Here is a 13,500-nt window from a genome sequence, read left to right on the forward strand (position 1 = left end):
TTGTGCACAGCAATGAGAACCTTCAGGACTCCGGTCGCGTTGATCGCGGCCCTCGCCTTGGCCATGACGGCCTGCTCCAGCCCCGAAGCCACGCCCGAAGCCGCACCCCGCGTGAGCGTGGTTACCGTCGGCCCGCAGGTGGTGCAGCGTGACGACGAACTGCCTGGCCGCGTGGCCGCCGTTCGCACCGCGCAGATCCGAGCGCAGGTGGGTGGCATCGTGCAGCGCCGCCTGTTTGACCAGGGCGCGGAAGTAGACGCCGGGCAGGCCCTGTTCCAGATCGATCCGGCGGCCTTCCGTGCCGATGTCGATTCGGCACTGGCCGCGCTGCAGCGCAGTGAGGCTGCCCTGGGCCGCAGTCGCGTGCAGTCGCAGCGCCTGCATGCACTGGCCGCGGCACAGGCCGTCAGCCAGCAGCACCGCGACGATGCCAGTGCCGAGTACGAACAAGCCCGTGCCGCGGTGAATGAAGCGCGCGCGATCCTGGCGCGTCGCCAGCTCGACCTGCGCTATGCCACGGTCAGCGCGCCGATTGCCGGCCGCATCGATCAGGCGCTGGTGACAGAAGGCGCGCTGGTCGGCGTGGCCGATACCGAGCCGATGGCGGTGGTACAGCAGATCGACCAGGTCTACGTCGATGTGCGCCAGCCGGCCGCCCAGCTGGAATCGCTGCAGCGCAGTGCTGCCGGTGGTGGCGAGCTGCCGGTGACGATCATCGGTGCCGCCGGCAAGCCGCTGTCCGAGCGTGGCCAGATGCTGTTCTCCGGCATCAACGTCGATGCGCGTACCGGTGATGTGATCCTCCGCATCCTGGTCGACAACCCGCAGCGCCAGCTGCTACCCGGCATGTATGTGCGCGCGAAAGTGCCGCGGGGTGCGCCGGCCAGTGCGCTGACCGTGCCGCAGCAGGCCGTGCTGCGCAGCGCCGGTGGCCAGGCCTATGCCTGGGTGATCGGTGGCGATGGCAAGGCGGTGATCCGCACGCTGGAGGTCGACGGCAGCGTTGATCGCCAGTGGCTGGTGCGCACCGGTCTGAAGGCGGGCGAAAAGGTGGTGGTCGAGGGCCAGGAACGCCTGCAGGAAGGCGTGGTGGTCGATGCGCGCGATTGGCAGATGCCGGTCGCCAGCGCCGGCGCGGTGCAGGCCGGCAGCAAGGGCTGAGCCTTTCCCGGGCCAGCCCCTCCAGGAAAATCCAACATGGCACGTTTCTTCATCGATCGCCCGGTGTTCGCCTGGGTGCTGGCGATCTTCATCATCCTGGCCGGTGTGCTGGCGATCCCGCGGCTGGCGGTGGAACGCTATCCGGCGGTTGCACCGCCCAGCGTCAGCATCTACGCCAGCTACCCGGGTGCTAGCCCGCAGACGCTGAATGACGCAGTGGTCGGCCTGATCGAGCGCGAGCTGTCCAGCGTCAAGCACCTGCTGTACTTCGAGTCATCGGTGGACACCTCCGGCGAAGCCTCGATCACTGCGACCTTCAAGCCGGGCACCAACCCGGAGCTGGCGCAGGTGGACGTGCAGAACCGGATCAAGGCGATCGAGCCGCGCCTGCCGCGCAGCGTGCGCCAGAACGGCTTGTTCGTGGAGGCTGCCGATTCCGGTTTCCTGATGCTGGTCGGCCTGCGTTCGCCGGATGCCAGCGTGAGCGAGGCGGCGCTGGGTGACTTCATGGCGCGCAACATCATCGAGGAGCTGCGCCGCATCGATGGCGTCGGCCGCGTGCAGCTGTTCGGTGCCGAGCAGGCGATGCGGGTGTGGCTGGACCCGACCCGGTTGACCGGCTACGGGCTGACCATGGGTGATGTGGCCAGTGCCATCGAGCAGCAGAACCTGGAGATCTCGCCAGGGCGCATCGGCGATTCGCCGGGCGTGCCAGGCCAGCGCATCACCGTGCCGCTGAGTGCCGATGGCCAGCTGTCCACACCGGAACAGTTCGCTGCGATCGTGCTGCGCGCCGGCGCCGATGGTTCGCGCGTGCTGCTGGGTGACGTCGCCCGCATCGAGCTGGGTGCGCAGAGCTATGCCTGGGGCACCCGCGAGGACGGCCATCCGGCGACGGCGGCTGGCGTGCAGTTGCGTCCTGGTGCGAACGCAGTGCGCACCGCGTCGGCGGTACGCGAGCGCATGGCCGAGCTGGCGCCGCTGCTGCCGCGTGGTGTGCAGTCGAGCATTCCGTTCGACACCGCACCGTTCGTCAAGATCTCGATCCAGAAGGTGGTGCAGACGCTGCTGGAAGCGATGCTGCTGGTGTTCGCGGTGATGTACCTGTTCCTGCAGAACTGGCGCTACACGCTGATTCCGGCGCTGGTCGCACCGATCGCGCTGCTCGGCACCTTCGCGGTGATGCTGGCGCTGGGCTTCTCGATCAACGTGCTGACCATGTTCGGCATGGTGCTGGCGATCGGCATCATCGTCGACGACGCGATCGTGGTGGTCGAGGGCGTGGAGCGGATCATGGCCGAGGAGGGCCTGCCGCCGCGCGAAGCGACCATCAAGGCGATGCGCGAGCTTACCGGTGCGGTGATCGGCATCACGCTGGTGCTGACCGCCGTGTTCATCCCGATGGCCTTGGCCAGTGGCTCGGTCGGCGCGATCTACCGCCAGTTCACCGTGGCAATGGCGGTGTCGATCCTGTTCTCGGCACTGCTGGCGCTGAGCCTGACCCCGGCGCTGTGCGCGACCCTGCTGCGCCCGAATACCCATGGCCACCATGGTCGGGGTGGGCTGTTCGGTGCTTTCAATCGTGGCTTCGAGAAGATGACCGGGCGCTACCAGCGTGGCGTGGCCTCGGTGCTGCAGCGTAGTGGGCGGGTGATGGGCGTGTTCGCCGCACTGGTGGTGGCACTGCTGCTGGGCCTGCACTGGTTGCCCGGTGCGTTCCTGCCGGAAGAAGACCAGGGCTATTTCATGACCTCGATCCAGCTGCCGGCCGAAGCCACCGCCGAGCGCACGCTGGCCGTGGTCGAAGCCTACGAGCAGCACGTGGCCTCGCGTCCGGGCATCGGCTCCAACCAGTCGATCCTCGGCTACAGCTTCTCCGGCTCCGGTCCGAGTGCGGCGCTGACCTACACCATGCTGAAGGACTGGGGCGAGCGCGCCGGTGCCACCGCGGCCGGAGAGGTGGAGGCCGCGCAGAAGGCCATGTCCACGCTGGCCGAGGGCGAGGTGATGAGCGTGATGCCGCCGGCGATCGACAGCCTGGGACGCTCCTCCGGTTTCTCGCTGGCCCTGCAGGCGCGTACCGGGGAGAGCCAGGCCGAGTTGCGAGCGGCACTGCAGCGGCTGCTGAAGCTTGCCGAGGCAAGCCCGCTGCTGTCGGAGGTGCATGCCGATGGCCTGCCTGCAGGCACCAGTGTGCGGCTGGACATCGACCGCGCCAAGGCCGAGGCGATGGGCGTGGGCTTCGCCGATATCAGCAGCACGCTGTCGGCAGCGATGGGTTCGCAGTACGTCAACGACTTCCCCAACAAGGGACGGCTGCAGCAGGTGATCCTCCAGGCCGACGCGCCGCACCGGATGGAACTGGAGGACGTGCTGAAGCTGTACGTTCGCAACAGCGAAGGCGGCATGGTGGCGTTGTCCGAGCTGGTGACCCCGCACTGGACCGAGGCGCCCCTGCAGCTGCAGCGCTATCTCGGTTTCCCGGCGCTGAACCTGTCCGGCGCACCGGCATCCGGTGTTTCGACCGGCCAGGCGATGGCGGAGATGGAGCGGTTGGCGGAGAAGCTGCCGTCCGGCTTCGCCCTGCAGTGGACCAGCCAGTCGCTGCAGGAGCGCGAATCCGGTGCGCAGGCGCCGTGGCTGTTGCTGCTCTCGATGCTGGTGGTGTTCCTGGTGCTGGCGGCACTGTACGAGAGCTGGTCGATTCCGCTGGCGGTGATGCTGGTGGTGCCCTTGGGCCTGCTCGGTGCGGTCGCGGCCGTGTTGTTGCGCGGCATGCCCAACGACGTGTTCTTCAAGGTCGGCATGATCACGGTGATCGGGCTGTCGGCGAAGAACGCGATCCTCATCGTCGAGTTCGCACGCCAGCTGCAGCAGCAGGGCCGTGGCCTGGTGGAAGCGGCGCTGGAGGCGGCACGGCTGCGCCTGCGGCCGATCGTGATGACCTCGCTGGCGTTCGCGCTGGGCGTGGTGCCGCTGATGCTGGCGCAGGGCGCATCGAAGGAAACCCAGCAGGCGATCGGCACCGGCGTGTTCGGCGGCATGGTCAGCGCGACCGTGCTGGCGGTGTTCTTCGTGCCGGTCTTCTATGTAGTGGTGCAGGGCGCGCGGCAGTGGATCGCGCAGCGCCTGCGCAGACGCCGGCCGACGCCGGAAGGATCCGTGGATGGAACGGAACATCGTTGAAGATCTGCATGAACTGTAATTGAGGGCGCTGGAGCAGCGCCTGTGCGAAGCGCTGCTGGGTGATGATCACGATGCGCTGACCGCGCTGGTATCGCCGGCCTTGTTCATGATGGACGGGCAGGGTGGGCGCATGCTCGACCTGCCGTGGTTGCGCGAGTGGCTGGGCGGCCGCCTGCAGGTGCTTGGCCTGCAGTCCTGCGCGACGGAAACGCTGCTGTGTGGCCGCTTGGCGCTGCTGTCCAGCGATGTGCGCTTGTCGGTGCGCGAGCAGGGCCAGGAGCGCGAACTGAAACTGCGCCTGCTGCGGGTCTGGACCTGCAGTTCCGGCGACAGTGGTGCGCAGTTGCTGTCGATGGCGGTGCTGGCCGCATGACCGCGGTCAGGCCGCTTTCAGGCCCCGCTCACCGCCAGATGGTAGGGTCGAGCATCTCTGTAGTGTCGACAAGGAGTCGAGCCATGCGTGTAGTTCCCAGTCTGTTGGCAGCCTCCCTGGGGTTGGTCCTGGCCGCGTGCCAGCCAGCCCAACCGCCCGTCGCGGGCAGCAGCAACCCCGAACCGGCCGCCCCTCAGCCAAGCCCCAGTACCGGTGCTGGCAGCGAGACCACCTATCGCTGTGGCGATCTGGACGTGCGCGCAACCTTCAACGGTGAGGATGCGGCCACGGTGGTGATCGGCGACCGTACCTTCGCCATGACCTCCGAGCGTGCGGCTTCCGGCGCCAAGTACGGTGATGGCCAGGGCAATACCTTCTGGACCAAGGGCAGCGATGACGGCCTGCTGAGCCTGAAGGGTGAGGCCGACCGCGAGTGCCATGCGGTGGAAGCCACCGAAGGCGATGGCAGTGCCGGCAATGCAGCGTTCCGTGCCACCGGCAACGAGCCCGGCTGGCTTGCCATCGTTGACGGCGACACGCCCGGCCTGCAGGTGGAAGTCGACTACGGCGAGCGCCGCTTCGATGTGGCCAAGCCCACCGAAGGCGCTGACGGCTGGAGCGGCAAGGCGTCCGATGGCACCGACGTCAAGCTCAGCTTCCAGCGCACTACCTGCCAGGACGACATGAGTGGCGAGGCCTTCGATGCCAAGGTGAATCTGACCATCGGAACCCGCCAGTATCACGGCTGCGGCAACTTCGGCGCGAAGTAACGCGTGATTGCGCGGATCGGTGGCGCCGGGCGATGCCCGGCGTCGCTTTCTGCGGCCGCTGCGCTCGCCGGGCATGGCCCGGCGCTACCGCATGATGCATGTGATGCACGGGATTGGGCGCGGTCCCGTCCCGGTGGCGCCGGGCGATGCCCGGCGTTGATCGATCAGCCTTCGCAGGGCTTCAGGTCGAGATCGAAGTCCAGGTCATAGCGGCTGTTGATCCCGATCAGCGCTTCGCGGATCGCACAGTCACCGCGATGACGCGCGACCAGGCCGGTGAAGATCTTCTTGCGGCCCTCGCAGTACTTCGCGCTGGCCTCTTCCAGTTCGCGGCGACGCTCGTCGTCGTAGGGTTCCTCACCCGCAAAGTGCTGGCAGGTGTTTTCGCGCGCGAGGAAGGCCTGCACGTCGGTCGGCATCGCGCAGTAGATGCGCACGTCGTCGACGTCATACACATCCTCCGGAACCGGGCAGCCAGCGGCTGCACGTGCCGTGTCCAGCGCCTCATCGCCCGAGGACAGCTCGGCAGTGGGCTCCGCTTCGGCGGTAGCCTCCACGGCGGCCGGTGCCTCCACCACCGGTGCTGCCGTCACGGCCGGTTCGACAGACGCTGCGTTCGGCGCAGCATCGGCCGTGCTGTCCGTTGCCTGCGGCGAACACGCCGCAAGCAGGGACAGGCAACCGATCAGCGCAAGGCGCTTAGTCGGCACGGCCAGCGAATTCGCCGGTGGCGGTGTTCACCAGCACGCGCTCGCCGTTGACGATGTACTCCGGCACCATGATTTCGATGCCGGTGTTGAGCTTGGCCGGCTTCGGGCGCTTGGTGGCGGTGCCGCCCTTCAGTTCCGGCGGCGTCTCGATCACTTCCAGCACCACCGAGGCCGGCAGCTGGATGGCCACCGGCTGCTCGTCGATCACCTGCACGTAGATGCCGGTCAGGCCGTCGGTGATGTAGCCGGCGTCGTCGCCGATCACGTCCGCATCCAGGGTGTACGGGGTGTAGTCCTCGTCATCGAGGAACACGAAGGCGTCGCCGTCCTTGTACGAATAGGTGGACTGGCGGCGCAGCAGTTCGACTTCGACCAGGTTGTCGTCGGCATCGAAGCTGGCGTCGAGCTTGTTGCCGCCCGGCACGCTGTACATGATGAAGCGGAAGCGGACGTTGCCGCCGCGACCCTGCGGCGAGCTGCGCTCGATGTCGCGGATCTGGTACACGCCGTTGTTGAACTCGACGACGTTGCCCTTCTTGATGTCGTTGGCTTTCATGGTGATCTAGGTCGTTGGGGGAGGGCGCCGTCCCGGCGCCCGGGGGGGAATCACTTCGGAGCGAGCCGGGTGGCGCCGTCCAGGCGGATGGTCTCGCCGTTGATGTAGGTATTGCCGAGGATATGGCCGACCAGGCTGGCGAAGTCTTCCGGCTTGCCCAGGCGCGACGGGAACGGGATCGAGGCGGCCAGCGATTCCTGCACGGCTTCAGGCATGCCATCGACCATCGGGGTCCAGAACACGCCCGGCGCGATGGTGTTGACGCGGATGCCGAAGCGCGAAAGCTCGCGTGCCATCGGCAGGGTCATCGCCACCACGCCGCCCTTGGAGGCAGAGTAGGCCGCCTGGCCGATCTGGCCTTCATAGGCGGCCACGCTGGCGGTGTTGATGATTACGCCGCGCTCGCCGTCCACGCCGGCTTCGTTGTGCTGCATGCGGTTGGCCGCGGCCTTTGCAACGTTGAAGCTGCCGACCAGGTTGACCATCACCGTGCCCTGGAAGCCGGCCAGCGGCATCGGGCCCTCTTTGCCCAGCACGCGACCGGCGCCGAGGATGCCGGCGCAGTTCATCGCCACGTTCAGGCCACCCAGGAAATCGTGGGCCTGGTCGATGGCAGCCGAGACGGCCGCTTCATCGCTGACGTTGACGTTGAAATAGCGGGCCTTGTCGGCACCCAGCCCGGCAACGGCGGCAGCACCCTTGTCGTCGTTGAGGTCGAACAGGGCCACCTTGCCGCCCTGGGCGACGAGGTGCTGGGCCACGGCCAGGCCGAGGCCGGAGACGCCGCCAGTGATCACGGCACGTACGGAAGACAGCTGCATTGAACGGTCCTGCAGGTTCGAGAACCGCCGATTCTAACGGAAGCCGCGACCGTCGCCGTTGTGCACTGCGCCGCCTTTGCGGGGCGGCGCATTGCGGTGGTCAACCGGCCGCGGCCAACGCCTGCCCGGTGCGGCTGGCAGTGGCGCGGCCGAGCAGGCCGGCCAGCCAGCGACCGGTCTCGGCCAGCGCCGGCAGGTCCACGCCGCTGTCCAGGCCCAGGCCCTGCAGCAGGTAGGCCACGTCCTCGCTGGCGACGTTGCCGCTGGCCCCCTTGGCATACGGGCAGCCACCGGCGCCGGAGACGGCGCTGTCGACCACGCGCACGCCTTCTTCCAGGCAGGTGGCGATGTTGGCGATGGCCTGGCCATAGGTGTCGTGGAAGTGCACGGCCAGTGCATCCATCGGGATCTCGGCGGCAACCGCCTGCAGCATCGCCCGTGCCTTGCGCGGGGTACCGACGCCGATGGTGTCGCCCAGCGAGATTTCGTAACAGCCCATCTGGTGCAGGGCGCGTGCCACGCGCACCACGTCGGCCAGCGGTACCTCGCCCTGATAAGGGCAGCCGAGCACGGTGGAGACGTAGCCACGCACGCGCACGCCATCGGCGGCGGCGCGGCGCAGGATCGGCTCGAAGCGGGCCAGCGACTCGTCGATGCCGGCATTGGTGTTGGTGCGGTTGAACGCCTCAGAGGCGGCGGTGAACACCGCCACTTCTTCCACGCCCACCGCACGGGCGCGGTCGTAACCCTGTTCGTTCGGGACCAGCACCGGGTAGTGGATGCCCGGCCGGCGCTGGATGCCGGCATAGACCTCGGCGGCGTCGGCCAGCTGCGGGACCCACTTTGGGCTGACGAAGCTGGTCGCCTCGATGCTGCGCAGGCCAGTGGCCGACAGGCGATTGATCAGTTCGATCTTGTCGGCGGTGGAGACCGACTGCTTTTCGTTCTGCAGGCCGTCACGCGGGCCGACCTCGACGATGCGGACGTAATCGCTCATGCGCTCACCCCAGCGGCAGGGCGATGGCAGACCGCCTCGATGTTGTTGCCGTCCGGGTCGAGCACGAAGGCGCCGTAGTAGTCGGGGTGGTACCACGGGCGCAGGCCCGGCGCGCCGTTGTCACGGCCACCGGCGGCGAGGGCAGCGGCATGGAAGGCGTCCACCTGGGTGCGGCTGGCGCAGGCGAAGGCCACGTGCACGCCGTGGCTGGCGGTGCCGCCATTGCCAAGCCAGAAGAACGGCTTGCCGTCGCTGCCGAAGCCGATGTGGTCGTGGGCGCCGGTCTGTTCGGCGGTGACTTCCATCACCACGCCGATCTGCAGCGGTGCCAGTGCCTGCAGGAAGAAGGTCTTGCTGCGCGCCAGGTCGGCGCTGGTCAAACCAAGATGATCGAGCATGTTCAGGCTTCCGTGACCCAATGGGGGGCGCGCTTGTCGAGGAAGGCGCCCAGGCCCTCCTGGCCCTCGGCGGACACCCGCAGGCGCGCGATCAGGGCGGCATTGTCGCGATCCAGCGTGTCGCGGTCATGGCTGTCACGCACCTGCCGCACCAGCTGCTTGGCGCTGGAAGAAGCGATCGGGCCGGCCTTGTCGAGCAGGGCCAGCTGGCGCTGCACGGCCTCGTCCAGGCGTTCCGGCTCGACCAGCTGGTGGACCAGGCCGATGCGCAGCGCGGTCTCGGCGTCGAAATGCTCGCCGGTGGCGAACCAGCGACGGGCCTGGCGCGGGCCGATGGCCTCGATCACATAGGGCGAGATCACCGCCGGCAACAGGCCGAGGCGGCTTTCAGTCAGGCCGAAGCGGGCCGAGGTGCTGGCGATGGCGATGTCGCAGCAGGCGACCAGGCCGACGCCACCGCCAAAGGCCGCGCCATGGACCCGGGCCAGGGTCGGCTTGGGCAGCTCATCCAGGGTGCGCATCAGTCGTGCCAGCGCCAGCGAGTCCTCGCGGTTGTCGGCCTCGCTGGCGGCAGCCATGCCGCGCATCCACTGCATGTCGGCACCGGCCGAGAAGGAGGCACCGTGGCCGGCCACCACCAGCGCGCGTACCGAATCATCGCGCCCGGCCGCCTCCAGGGCGGCGGTCAGCCGGGCGATCAGGCCAGCGTCAAAGGCGTTGTGCAGCTCTGGCCGGTTCAGCCAGAGGGTGAGGACGGCGCCACTGCGCTCGATCTGCAAAGCATCGTTCATGGGATTCCAGGGTCACTCCATACCTGTATGGATCATAGCGGGCCATTGGTCATGGGCCATGACGCGACGCGGGAATGTTAGAATCGAGAACCATTTACATCCAGCAGAGAACACGCTAGATGACGCTGTCCGAACTGCCGCTGCACACCTCGGCCGTGGTCGAATCCGTGCAGGACCTGCATGCCAACGATGCCATCGCCCGCCGCCTGCGCGAGCTGGGCTTCGTCAAGGGCGAGGAAGTGCGCCTGGTGGCCAAGGGCCCGGTGGGCGGTGAGCCGCTGCTGGTGCAGGTCGGGTTCACCCGGTTCGCGCTGCGGATCAGTGAAGCCAAGCGCGTCGTTGTCGACGCCGCCAGCCAGGAACGACGTGCATGACTGCCACTGCCACCACCGCCCCGCTGCGCATCGCGCTGGTCGGTAATCCCAACAGCGGCAAGACCGCGTTGTTCAACCAGCTGACCGGCAGCCGGCAGAAGGTCGCCAACTACACCGGCGTCACCGTCGAGCGCAAGGAAGGCCGCCTGCGCGCGCCGTCCGGCCGCGAATTCGCCGTGCTCGACCTGCCCGGTGCCTACAGCCTGCATCCAGCCAGCCTGGACGAAGCGATCACCCGTGACCTGTGCCGGGGCTTCTACCCGGGCGAGGCTGCGCCGGACGTGTTGCTGTGCGTGATCGACGCCACCAACCTGCGCCTGCACCTGCGCTTCGCGCTGGAGTTGCGCGAGCTGGGCAAGCCGATGGTGGTCGCCCTGAACATGGTCGATGCGGCCCAGCGCCGCGGCATCCAGGTGGACGTGGCTGCGCTGGAACGCGAACTGGGCGTGCCGGTGGTGGAGACCGTGGCGGTGCGCAAGCAGGGTGCCAAGGCCCTGGTCGAGCGCCTGGACACCATGGTGCCGCACCTGGATGCACCGGTGCCGGGCCCGGAAGGCGGCATCGACTACCACGCCAAGGTGCGCGAGATCCTGTCGGTGGCCGTGCGCATGCCGGCGCGTACTGCAAAGGTCGACGACGCGCTGGACCGCTGGCTGTTGCACCCGGTGTTTGGGCTGATCAGCCTGGCGGTGGTGATGTTCCTGATCTTCCAGGCGGTGTACGCCTGGGCGACACCGCTGATGGACGGCATCGAGGCCGGTTTCGCCTGGCTCGCGACCTTCGTCGGCAGTGTGTTGCCGGAAGGCCCGCTGGCCAGCCTGCTGACCGACGGCATCATCGCCGGCGTCGGTGGCGTGGTGGTGTTCCTGCCGCAGATCCTGATCCTGTTCTTCTTCATCCTGGTGCTGGAGGAATCCGGCTACCTGCCGCGTGCGGCGTTCCTGCTCGACCGCATGATGGCTGCCGCCGGCCTGTCTGGCCGCTCGTTCATCCCGCTGCTGTCCAGCTTCGCCTGTGCGGTGCCGGGCATCATGTCCACGCGCAGCATCCAGGACCCGCGTGACCGCCTGGCCACGATCCTGGTCGCGCCGCTGATGACCTGCTCGGCGCGCCTGCCGGTGTATGCGTTGCTGATTGGCGCGTTCATCCCTCAGAAGACGGTGTGGGGCGTGTTCAACCAGCAGGGCCTGGTGCTGTTCGGCCTGTATGCGGCTGGCATTCTCAGTGCGCTGGCGATGTCGTGGATCATGAAGAGGTGGCGCCGCGACAAGAGCGAGCACCCGCTGATGCTGGAGCTGCCGTCGTACCGCCTGCCGCACCTGCGCGACCTGGCGGTGGGCCTGTATGAGCGCGGCATGATCTTCCTCAAGCGCGTCGGCGGCATCATCCTGGCGCTGACCATCCTGCTGTGGGTGCTGCTGTCGTTCCCGGCGGCCCCGGTCGGCGCCACCATGCCGGCCATCGATTACAGCTACGCCGGCCAGATCGGCCATGCAATGGCGGTGTTCTTTGCGCCGCTGGGCTTCAACTGGCAGATCTGCATCGCGCTGATTCCGGGCCTGGCCGCGCGCGAAGTGGCGGTGTCCTCGCTGGCCACCGTGTACGCGCTGTCGGCGGCCGATGACGATGCCGCCAGCCAGGCACTGACCCCGCTGATCAGCGACGGCTGGTCGCTGGCCACTGCGCTGTCGCTGCTGGTCTGGTACATCTACGCCCCGATGTGCATCTCGACGCTGGCCACCATCAAGCGCGAGACCAATTCGTGGAAGACGATGGCCTTCTCGGCGTTCTACCTGTTTGCTGCGGCCTACGTGGCGGCGCTGATCACCTACCAGGTGACCAAGGCGCTGGGGGGCGGCTGATGGACGGTGGACTGCTGCTGCAGTACCTGATCATTGCGGTGGCCGTGCTGGTCAGTGCCTGGGTGGTGTTGAAGAAGCAGTTCCCCGGCACCGTGCGCAAGCTGCGGGGGGCGCTGGCGCTGGCCCTGCTGAAGCCGCGCCGCGCCGCCTGGCTGCAGGCGCTGGGTAGGAAAATCGCGCCGCCGGCCACGGGCGGCGGTGGTGCCTGTGGCGGTTGCGACAGCTGCGGACCGACGCCGCCCAAACAGCACTGACTCTGCCTTGGTAGGTGCGAATCTTGGTTCGCACGCTCCCGGGGTTCAGACCTCTCTGCGGATGATCGCCCGGAAGTTCCCGTCCTGATTCAATCGCCGCACCGATTCCCGGTTTCCATGGGTTGCCGCGAAGCCCGCCACGTCGGCAAGGGCGTCGAGCAGCAGGCATTTCATCCCATCGCGATTGCCGGCCTCCAGCAGATCATCCAGATCCTGCTGGATGAAAGCCCGGCGCAGGCCGGGCGTCTCTTCGATCCGCCAGTCGACATGGGGCGTGGGAATGCTGGAGCGGTACCGGAAAGCCGTCTCAAGATCGTCAGGCGCGAGGGGATACTCGAGCAGCTCCGGAAAGTAGAGTCCAGCATTCACATAGAAGCCCCGGCATTCGCTGGCGCGCTGGTGATTCACGACAAGTAGGGCGGCATCCAGCAAGCGGTAGCGGGTCGTCGACGTGCCGGAAAAGCCGGTCTTCCTCGCGCACTTGCTGAAGACGGTCGAGGATTTCATGAGCGCTGCCTGGGCCGGAAGAAGGGCCCACAGCCTTGAGGCGCAGCGCTTTGGGGTCAATTGGCAAACGCGACACGCGCAACGAATGCCCCGGGTGGGTGCAAACGTTCCAGGTGGGTGCGAACCTTGGTTCGCACGCTTTACCCATGGCGGCGGATCTACCCGGCCCGTGAACCCAGCTCCGCTGCCAGCGCAAGCCATCGCTCCCGCTGCGCCGGGCTGCTGCTGCGCACCGCCCCCAGCCGGCTGACCCGCACCGGGCGGATGCCGCAGAATTCCAGGATGGTGGCGCGGATCTGGGTGATGCCCGGGTCGCGGTAGATCCAGCGGTAGTACCAGGGCGGCGTGTCCAGCGTGGTGATCACCCGCGCGCTGCGGCCGGCCAGCAGCCGGTCCCACCACACCGAATCACGCCGGTAGCGGAAAGCGAAGCCCGGCAGCAGCACGCGATCGAAGAAGCCCTTCAGCAGCGCCGGCATCGCGCCCCACCAGGTGGGATAGACCAGCACCAGGTGATCGCAGGCCTCGATCGCATCGGCGGCGTTCTGCAGATCGGCTTCCAGCGGCTGGATCTGGCGATAGCCGTGACGCAGCACGGGATCGAACTCAAGGTCACCCAGTGCGATCAGTCGCACCCGATGACCGGCGTTCTCGGCGGCGGTGGCGTAGCACTGGGCGAGGGCGCCGCACAGGCTGTCGCGGTCGGGATGGCCCAGCAGGATCAGGATGGAGCGGGACAC

15 protein-coding genes are annotated in these 13,500 nt (G+C 67.8%); 7 read left to right on the forward strand and 8 right to left on the reverse strand.

Annotation, left to right across the window (positions count from 1 at the left end):
* Nucleotides 1-12: 12 nt before the first annotated feature.
* The 4 genes from AC3ITW_RS09845 (at nt 13) to AC3ITW_RS09860 (ending at nt 5,490) form a co-directional block, all read left to right on the forward strand.
* Nucleotides 13-1,161 (forward strand): efflux RND transporter periplasmic adaptor subunit, encoded by a 1,149-nt coding sequence (locus tag AC3ITW_RS09845; protein ID WP_012510913.1) that lies wholly within the window; start codon nt 13-15, stop codon nt 1,159-1,161.
* A gap of 36 nt (nt 1,162-1,197) precedes the next feature.
* On the forward strand, nt 1,198-4,347 hold the full coding sequence (locus AC3ITW_RS09850; RefSeq protein WP_489390289.1) for a multidrug efflux RND transporter permease subunit: 3,150 nt from the start codon (nt 1,198-1,200) through the stop codon (nt 4,345-4,347).
* Between the two features lie 19 nt (nt 4,348-4,366).
* Nucleotides 4,367-4,720, forward strand: a complete 354-nt coding sequence (locus tag AC3ITW_RS09855) for a nuclear transport factor 2 family protein (protein WP_489390290.1) — start codon at nt 4,367-4,369, stop codon at nt 4,718-4,720.
* Nucleotides 4,721-4,803: 83 nt separating this feature from the next.
* Nucleotides 4,804-5,490, forward strand: coding sequence for a COG3650 family protein (locus tag AC3ITW_RS09860; protein ID WP_006363899.1), 687 nt, complete (start codon nt 4,804-4,806; stop codon nt 5,488-5,490).
* A 164-nt stretch (nt 5,491-5,654) separates the two neighbouring features.
* On the opposite strand, the gene AC3ITW_RS09865 is transcribed toward AC3ITW_RS09860, so the two are convergent.
* From AC3ITW_RS09865 to AC3ITW_RS09890, 6 genes are all read right to left on the reverse strand, one after another.
* Nucleotides 5,655-6,200, reverse strand: coding sequence for a hypothetical protein (locus tag AC3ITW_RS09865; protein ID WP_489390291.1), 546 nt, complete (start codon nt 6,198-6,200; stop codon nt 5,655-5,657).
* A complete protein-coding gene (yeiP, locus tag AC3ITW_RS09870; protein WP_006363947.1) occupies nt 6,190-6,756 on the reverse strand; it encodes an elongation factor P-like protein YeiP in 567 nt (188 codons plus the stop codon). Before yeiP ends, AC3ITW_RS09865 begins: the two co-directional genes overlap by 11 nt.
* A gap of 50 nt (nt 6,757-6,806) precedes the next feature.
* The gene (locus AC3ITW_RS09875) at nt 6,807-7,577 is read right to left on the reverse strand and encodes an SDR family NAD(P)-dependent oxidoreductase (protein WP_012510917.1); all 771 of its coding nucleotides are present in this window, start codon (nt 7,575-7,577) and stop codon (nt 6,807-6,809) included.
* A gap of 100 nt (nt 7,578-7,677) precedes the next feature.
* Nucleotides 7,678-8,574 (reverse strand): hydroxymethylglutaryl-CoA lyase, encoded by an 897-nt coding sequence (locus AC3ITW_RS09880; RefSeq protein WP_012510918.1) that lies wholly within the window; start codon nt 8,572-8,574, stop codon nt 7,678-7,680.
* Nucleotides 8,571-8,972 carry a VOC family protein gene (locus tag AC3ITW_RS09885; RefSeq protein WP_012510919.1) on the reverse strand — a complete coding sequence of 134 codons (402 nt, stop codon included), beginning with the start codon at nt 8,970-8,972 and terminating at the stop codon, nt 8,571-8,573. Before AC3ITW_RS09885 ends, AC3ITW_RS09880 begins: the two co-directional genes overlap by 4 nt.
* A gap of 2 nt (nt 8,973-8,974) precedes the next feature.
* Entirely contained in the window at nt 8,975-9,763 is a 789-nt protein-coding gene (locus AC3ITW_RS09890) for an enoyl-CoA hydratase/isomerase family protein (RefSeq protein ID WP_012510920.1), read from the reverse strand.
* Between the two features lie 119 nt (nt 9,764-9,882).
* Here AC3ITW_RS09890 and AC3ITW_RS09895 point away from each other — a divergent pair, with 119 nt between their 5' ends.
* The 3 genes from AC3ITW_RS09895 to AC3ITW_RS09905 are packed head-to-tail and all read left to right on the forward strand — an operon-like array spanning nt 9,883 to nt 12,253.
* Nucleotides 9,883-10,137: a FeoA family protein gene (locus AC3ITW_RS09895; RefSeq protein WP_005409473.1), complete on the forward strand. Its 255-nt coding sequence runs from the start codon at nt 9,883-9,885 to the stop codon at nt 10,135-10,137.
* Nucleotides 10,134-11,999 carry a ferrous iron transport protein B gene (feoB, locus tag AC3ITW_RS09900; protein ID WP_489390292.1) on the forward strand — a complete coding sequence of 622 codons (1,866 nt, stop codon included), beginning with the start codon at nt 10,134-10,136 and terminating at the stop codon, nt 11,997-11,999. Before AC3ITW_RS09895 ends, feoB begins: the two co-directional genes overlap by 4 nt.
* Nucleotides 11,999-12,253, forward strand: a complete 255-nt coding sequence (locus tag AC3ITW_RS09905) for a DUF6587 family protein (RefSeq protein WP_006364070.1) — start codon at nt 11,999-12,001, stop codon at nt 12,251-12,253. The genes feoB and AC3ITW_RS09905 overlap by 1 nt, the downstream gene beginning before the upstream one ends.
* 45 nt (nt 12,254-12,298) lie before the next feature.
* On the opposite strand, the gene AC3ITW_RS09910 is transcribed toward AC3ITW_RS09905, so the two are convergent.
* Together AC3ITW_RS09910 and AC3ITW_RS09915 are read right to left on the reverse strand one after the other, a co-directional pair.
* Entirely contained in the window at nt 12,299-12,760 is a 462-nt protein-coding gene (locus tag AC3ITW_RS09910) for a DUF4304 domain-containing protein (RefSeq protein WP_012510922.1), read from the reverse strand.
* A 158-nt stretch (nt 12,761-12,918) separates the two neighbouring features.
* Complete coding sequence (locus AC3ITW_RS09915) at nt 12,919-13,500, reverse strand: NAD(P)H-dependent oxidoreductase (RefSeq protein ID WP_032969992.1); 582 nt, start codon at nt 13,498-13,500, stop codon at nt 12,919-12,921.

The sequence above is a fragment of the Stenotrophomonas sp. KH_052 genome, from assembly GCF_057838755.1.

Coding starts and splice junctions, on each gene's coding strand:
- AC3ITW_RS09895 (WP_005409473.1), top strand. CDS start 9,883: ATGACGCTGTCCGAACTGCCGCTGCACACCTCGGCCGTGGTCGAATCC.
- AC3ITW_RS09910 (WP_012510922.1), bottom strand. CDS start 12,760: ATGAAATCCTCGACCGTCTTCAGCAAGTGCGCGAGGAAGACCGGCTTT.
- AC3ITW_RS09850 (WP_489390289.1), top strand. CDS start 1,198: ATGGCACGTTTCTTCATCGATCGCCCGGTGTTCGCCTGGGTGCTGGCG.
- AC3ITW_RS09880 (WP_012510918.1), bottom strand. CDS start 8,574: ATGAGCGATTACGTCCGCATCGTCGAGGTCGGCCCGCGTGACGGCCTG.
- yeiP (WP_006363947.1), bottom strand. CDS start 6,756: ATGAAAGCCAACGACATCAAGAAGGGCAACGTCGTCGAGTTCAACAAC.
- feoB (WP_489390292.1), top strand. CDS start 10,134: ATGACTGCCACTGCCACCACCGCCCCGCTGCGCATCGCGCTGGTCGGT.
- AC3ITW_RS09885 (WP_012510919.1), bottom strand. CDS start 8,972: ATGCTCGATCATCTTGGTTTGACCAGCGCCGACCTGGCGCGCAGCAAG.
- AC3ITW_RS09860 (WP_006363899.1), top strand. CDS start 4,804: ATGCGTGTAGTTCCCAGTCTGTTGGCAGCCTCCCTGGGGTTGGTCCTG.
- AC3ITW_RS09845 (WP_012510913.1), top strand. CDS start 13: ATGAGAACCTTCAGGACTCCGGTCGCGTTGATCGCGGCCCTCGCCTTG.
- AC3ITW_RS09875 (WP_012510917.1), bottom strand. CDS start 7,577: ATGCAGCTGTCTTCCGTACGTGCCGTGATCACTGGCGGCGTCTCCGGC.
- AC3ITW_RS09890 (WP_012510920.1), bottom strand. CDS start 9,763: ATGAACGATGCTTTGCAGATCGAGCGCAGTGGCGCCGTCCTCACCCTC.
- AC3ITW_RS09905 (WP_006364070.1), top strand. CDS start 11,999: ATGGACGGTGGACTGCTGCTGCAGTACCTGATCATTGCGGTGGCCGTG.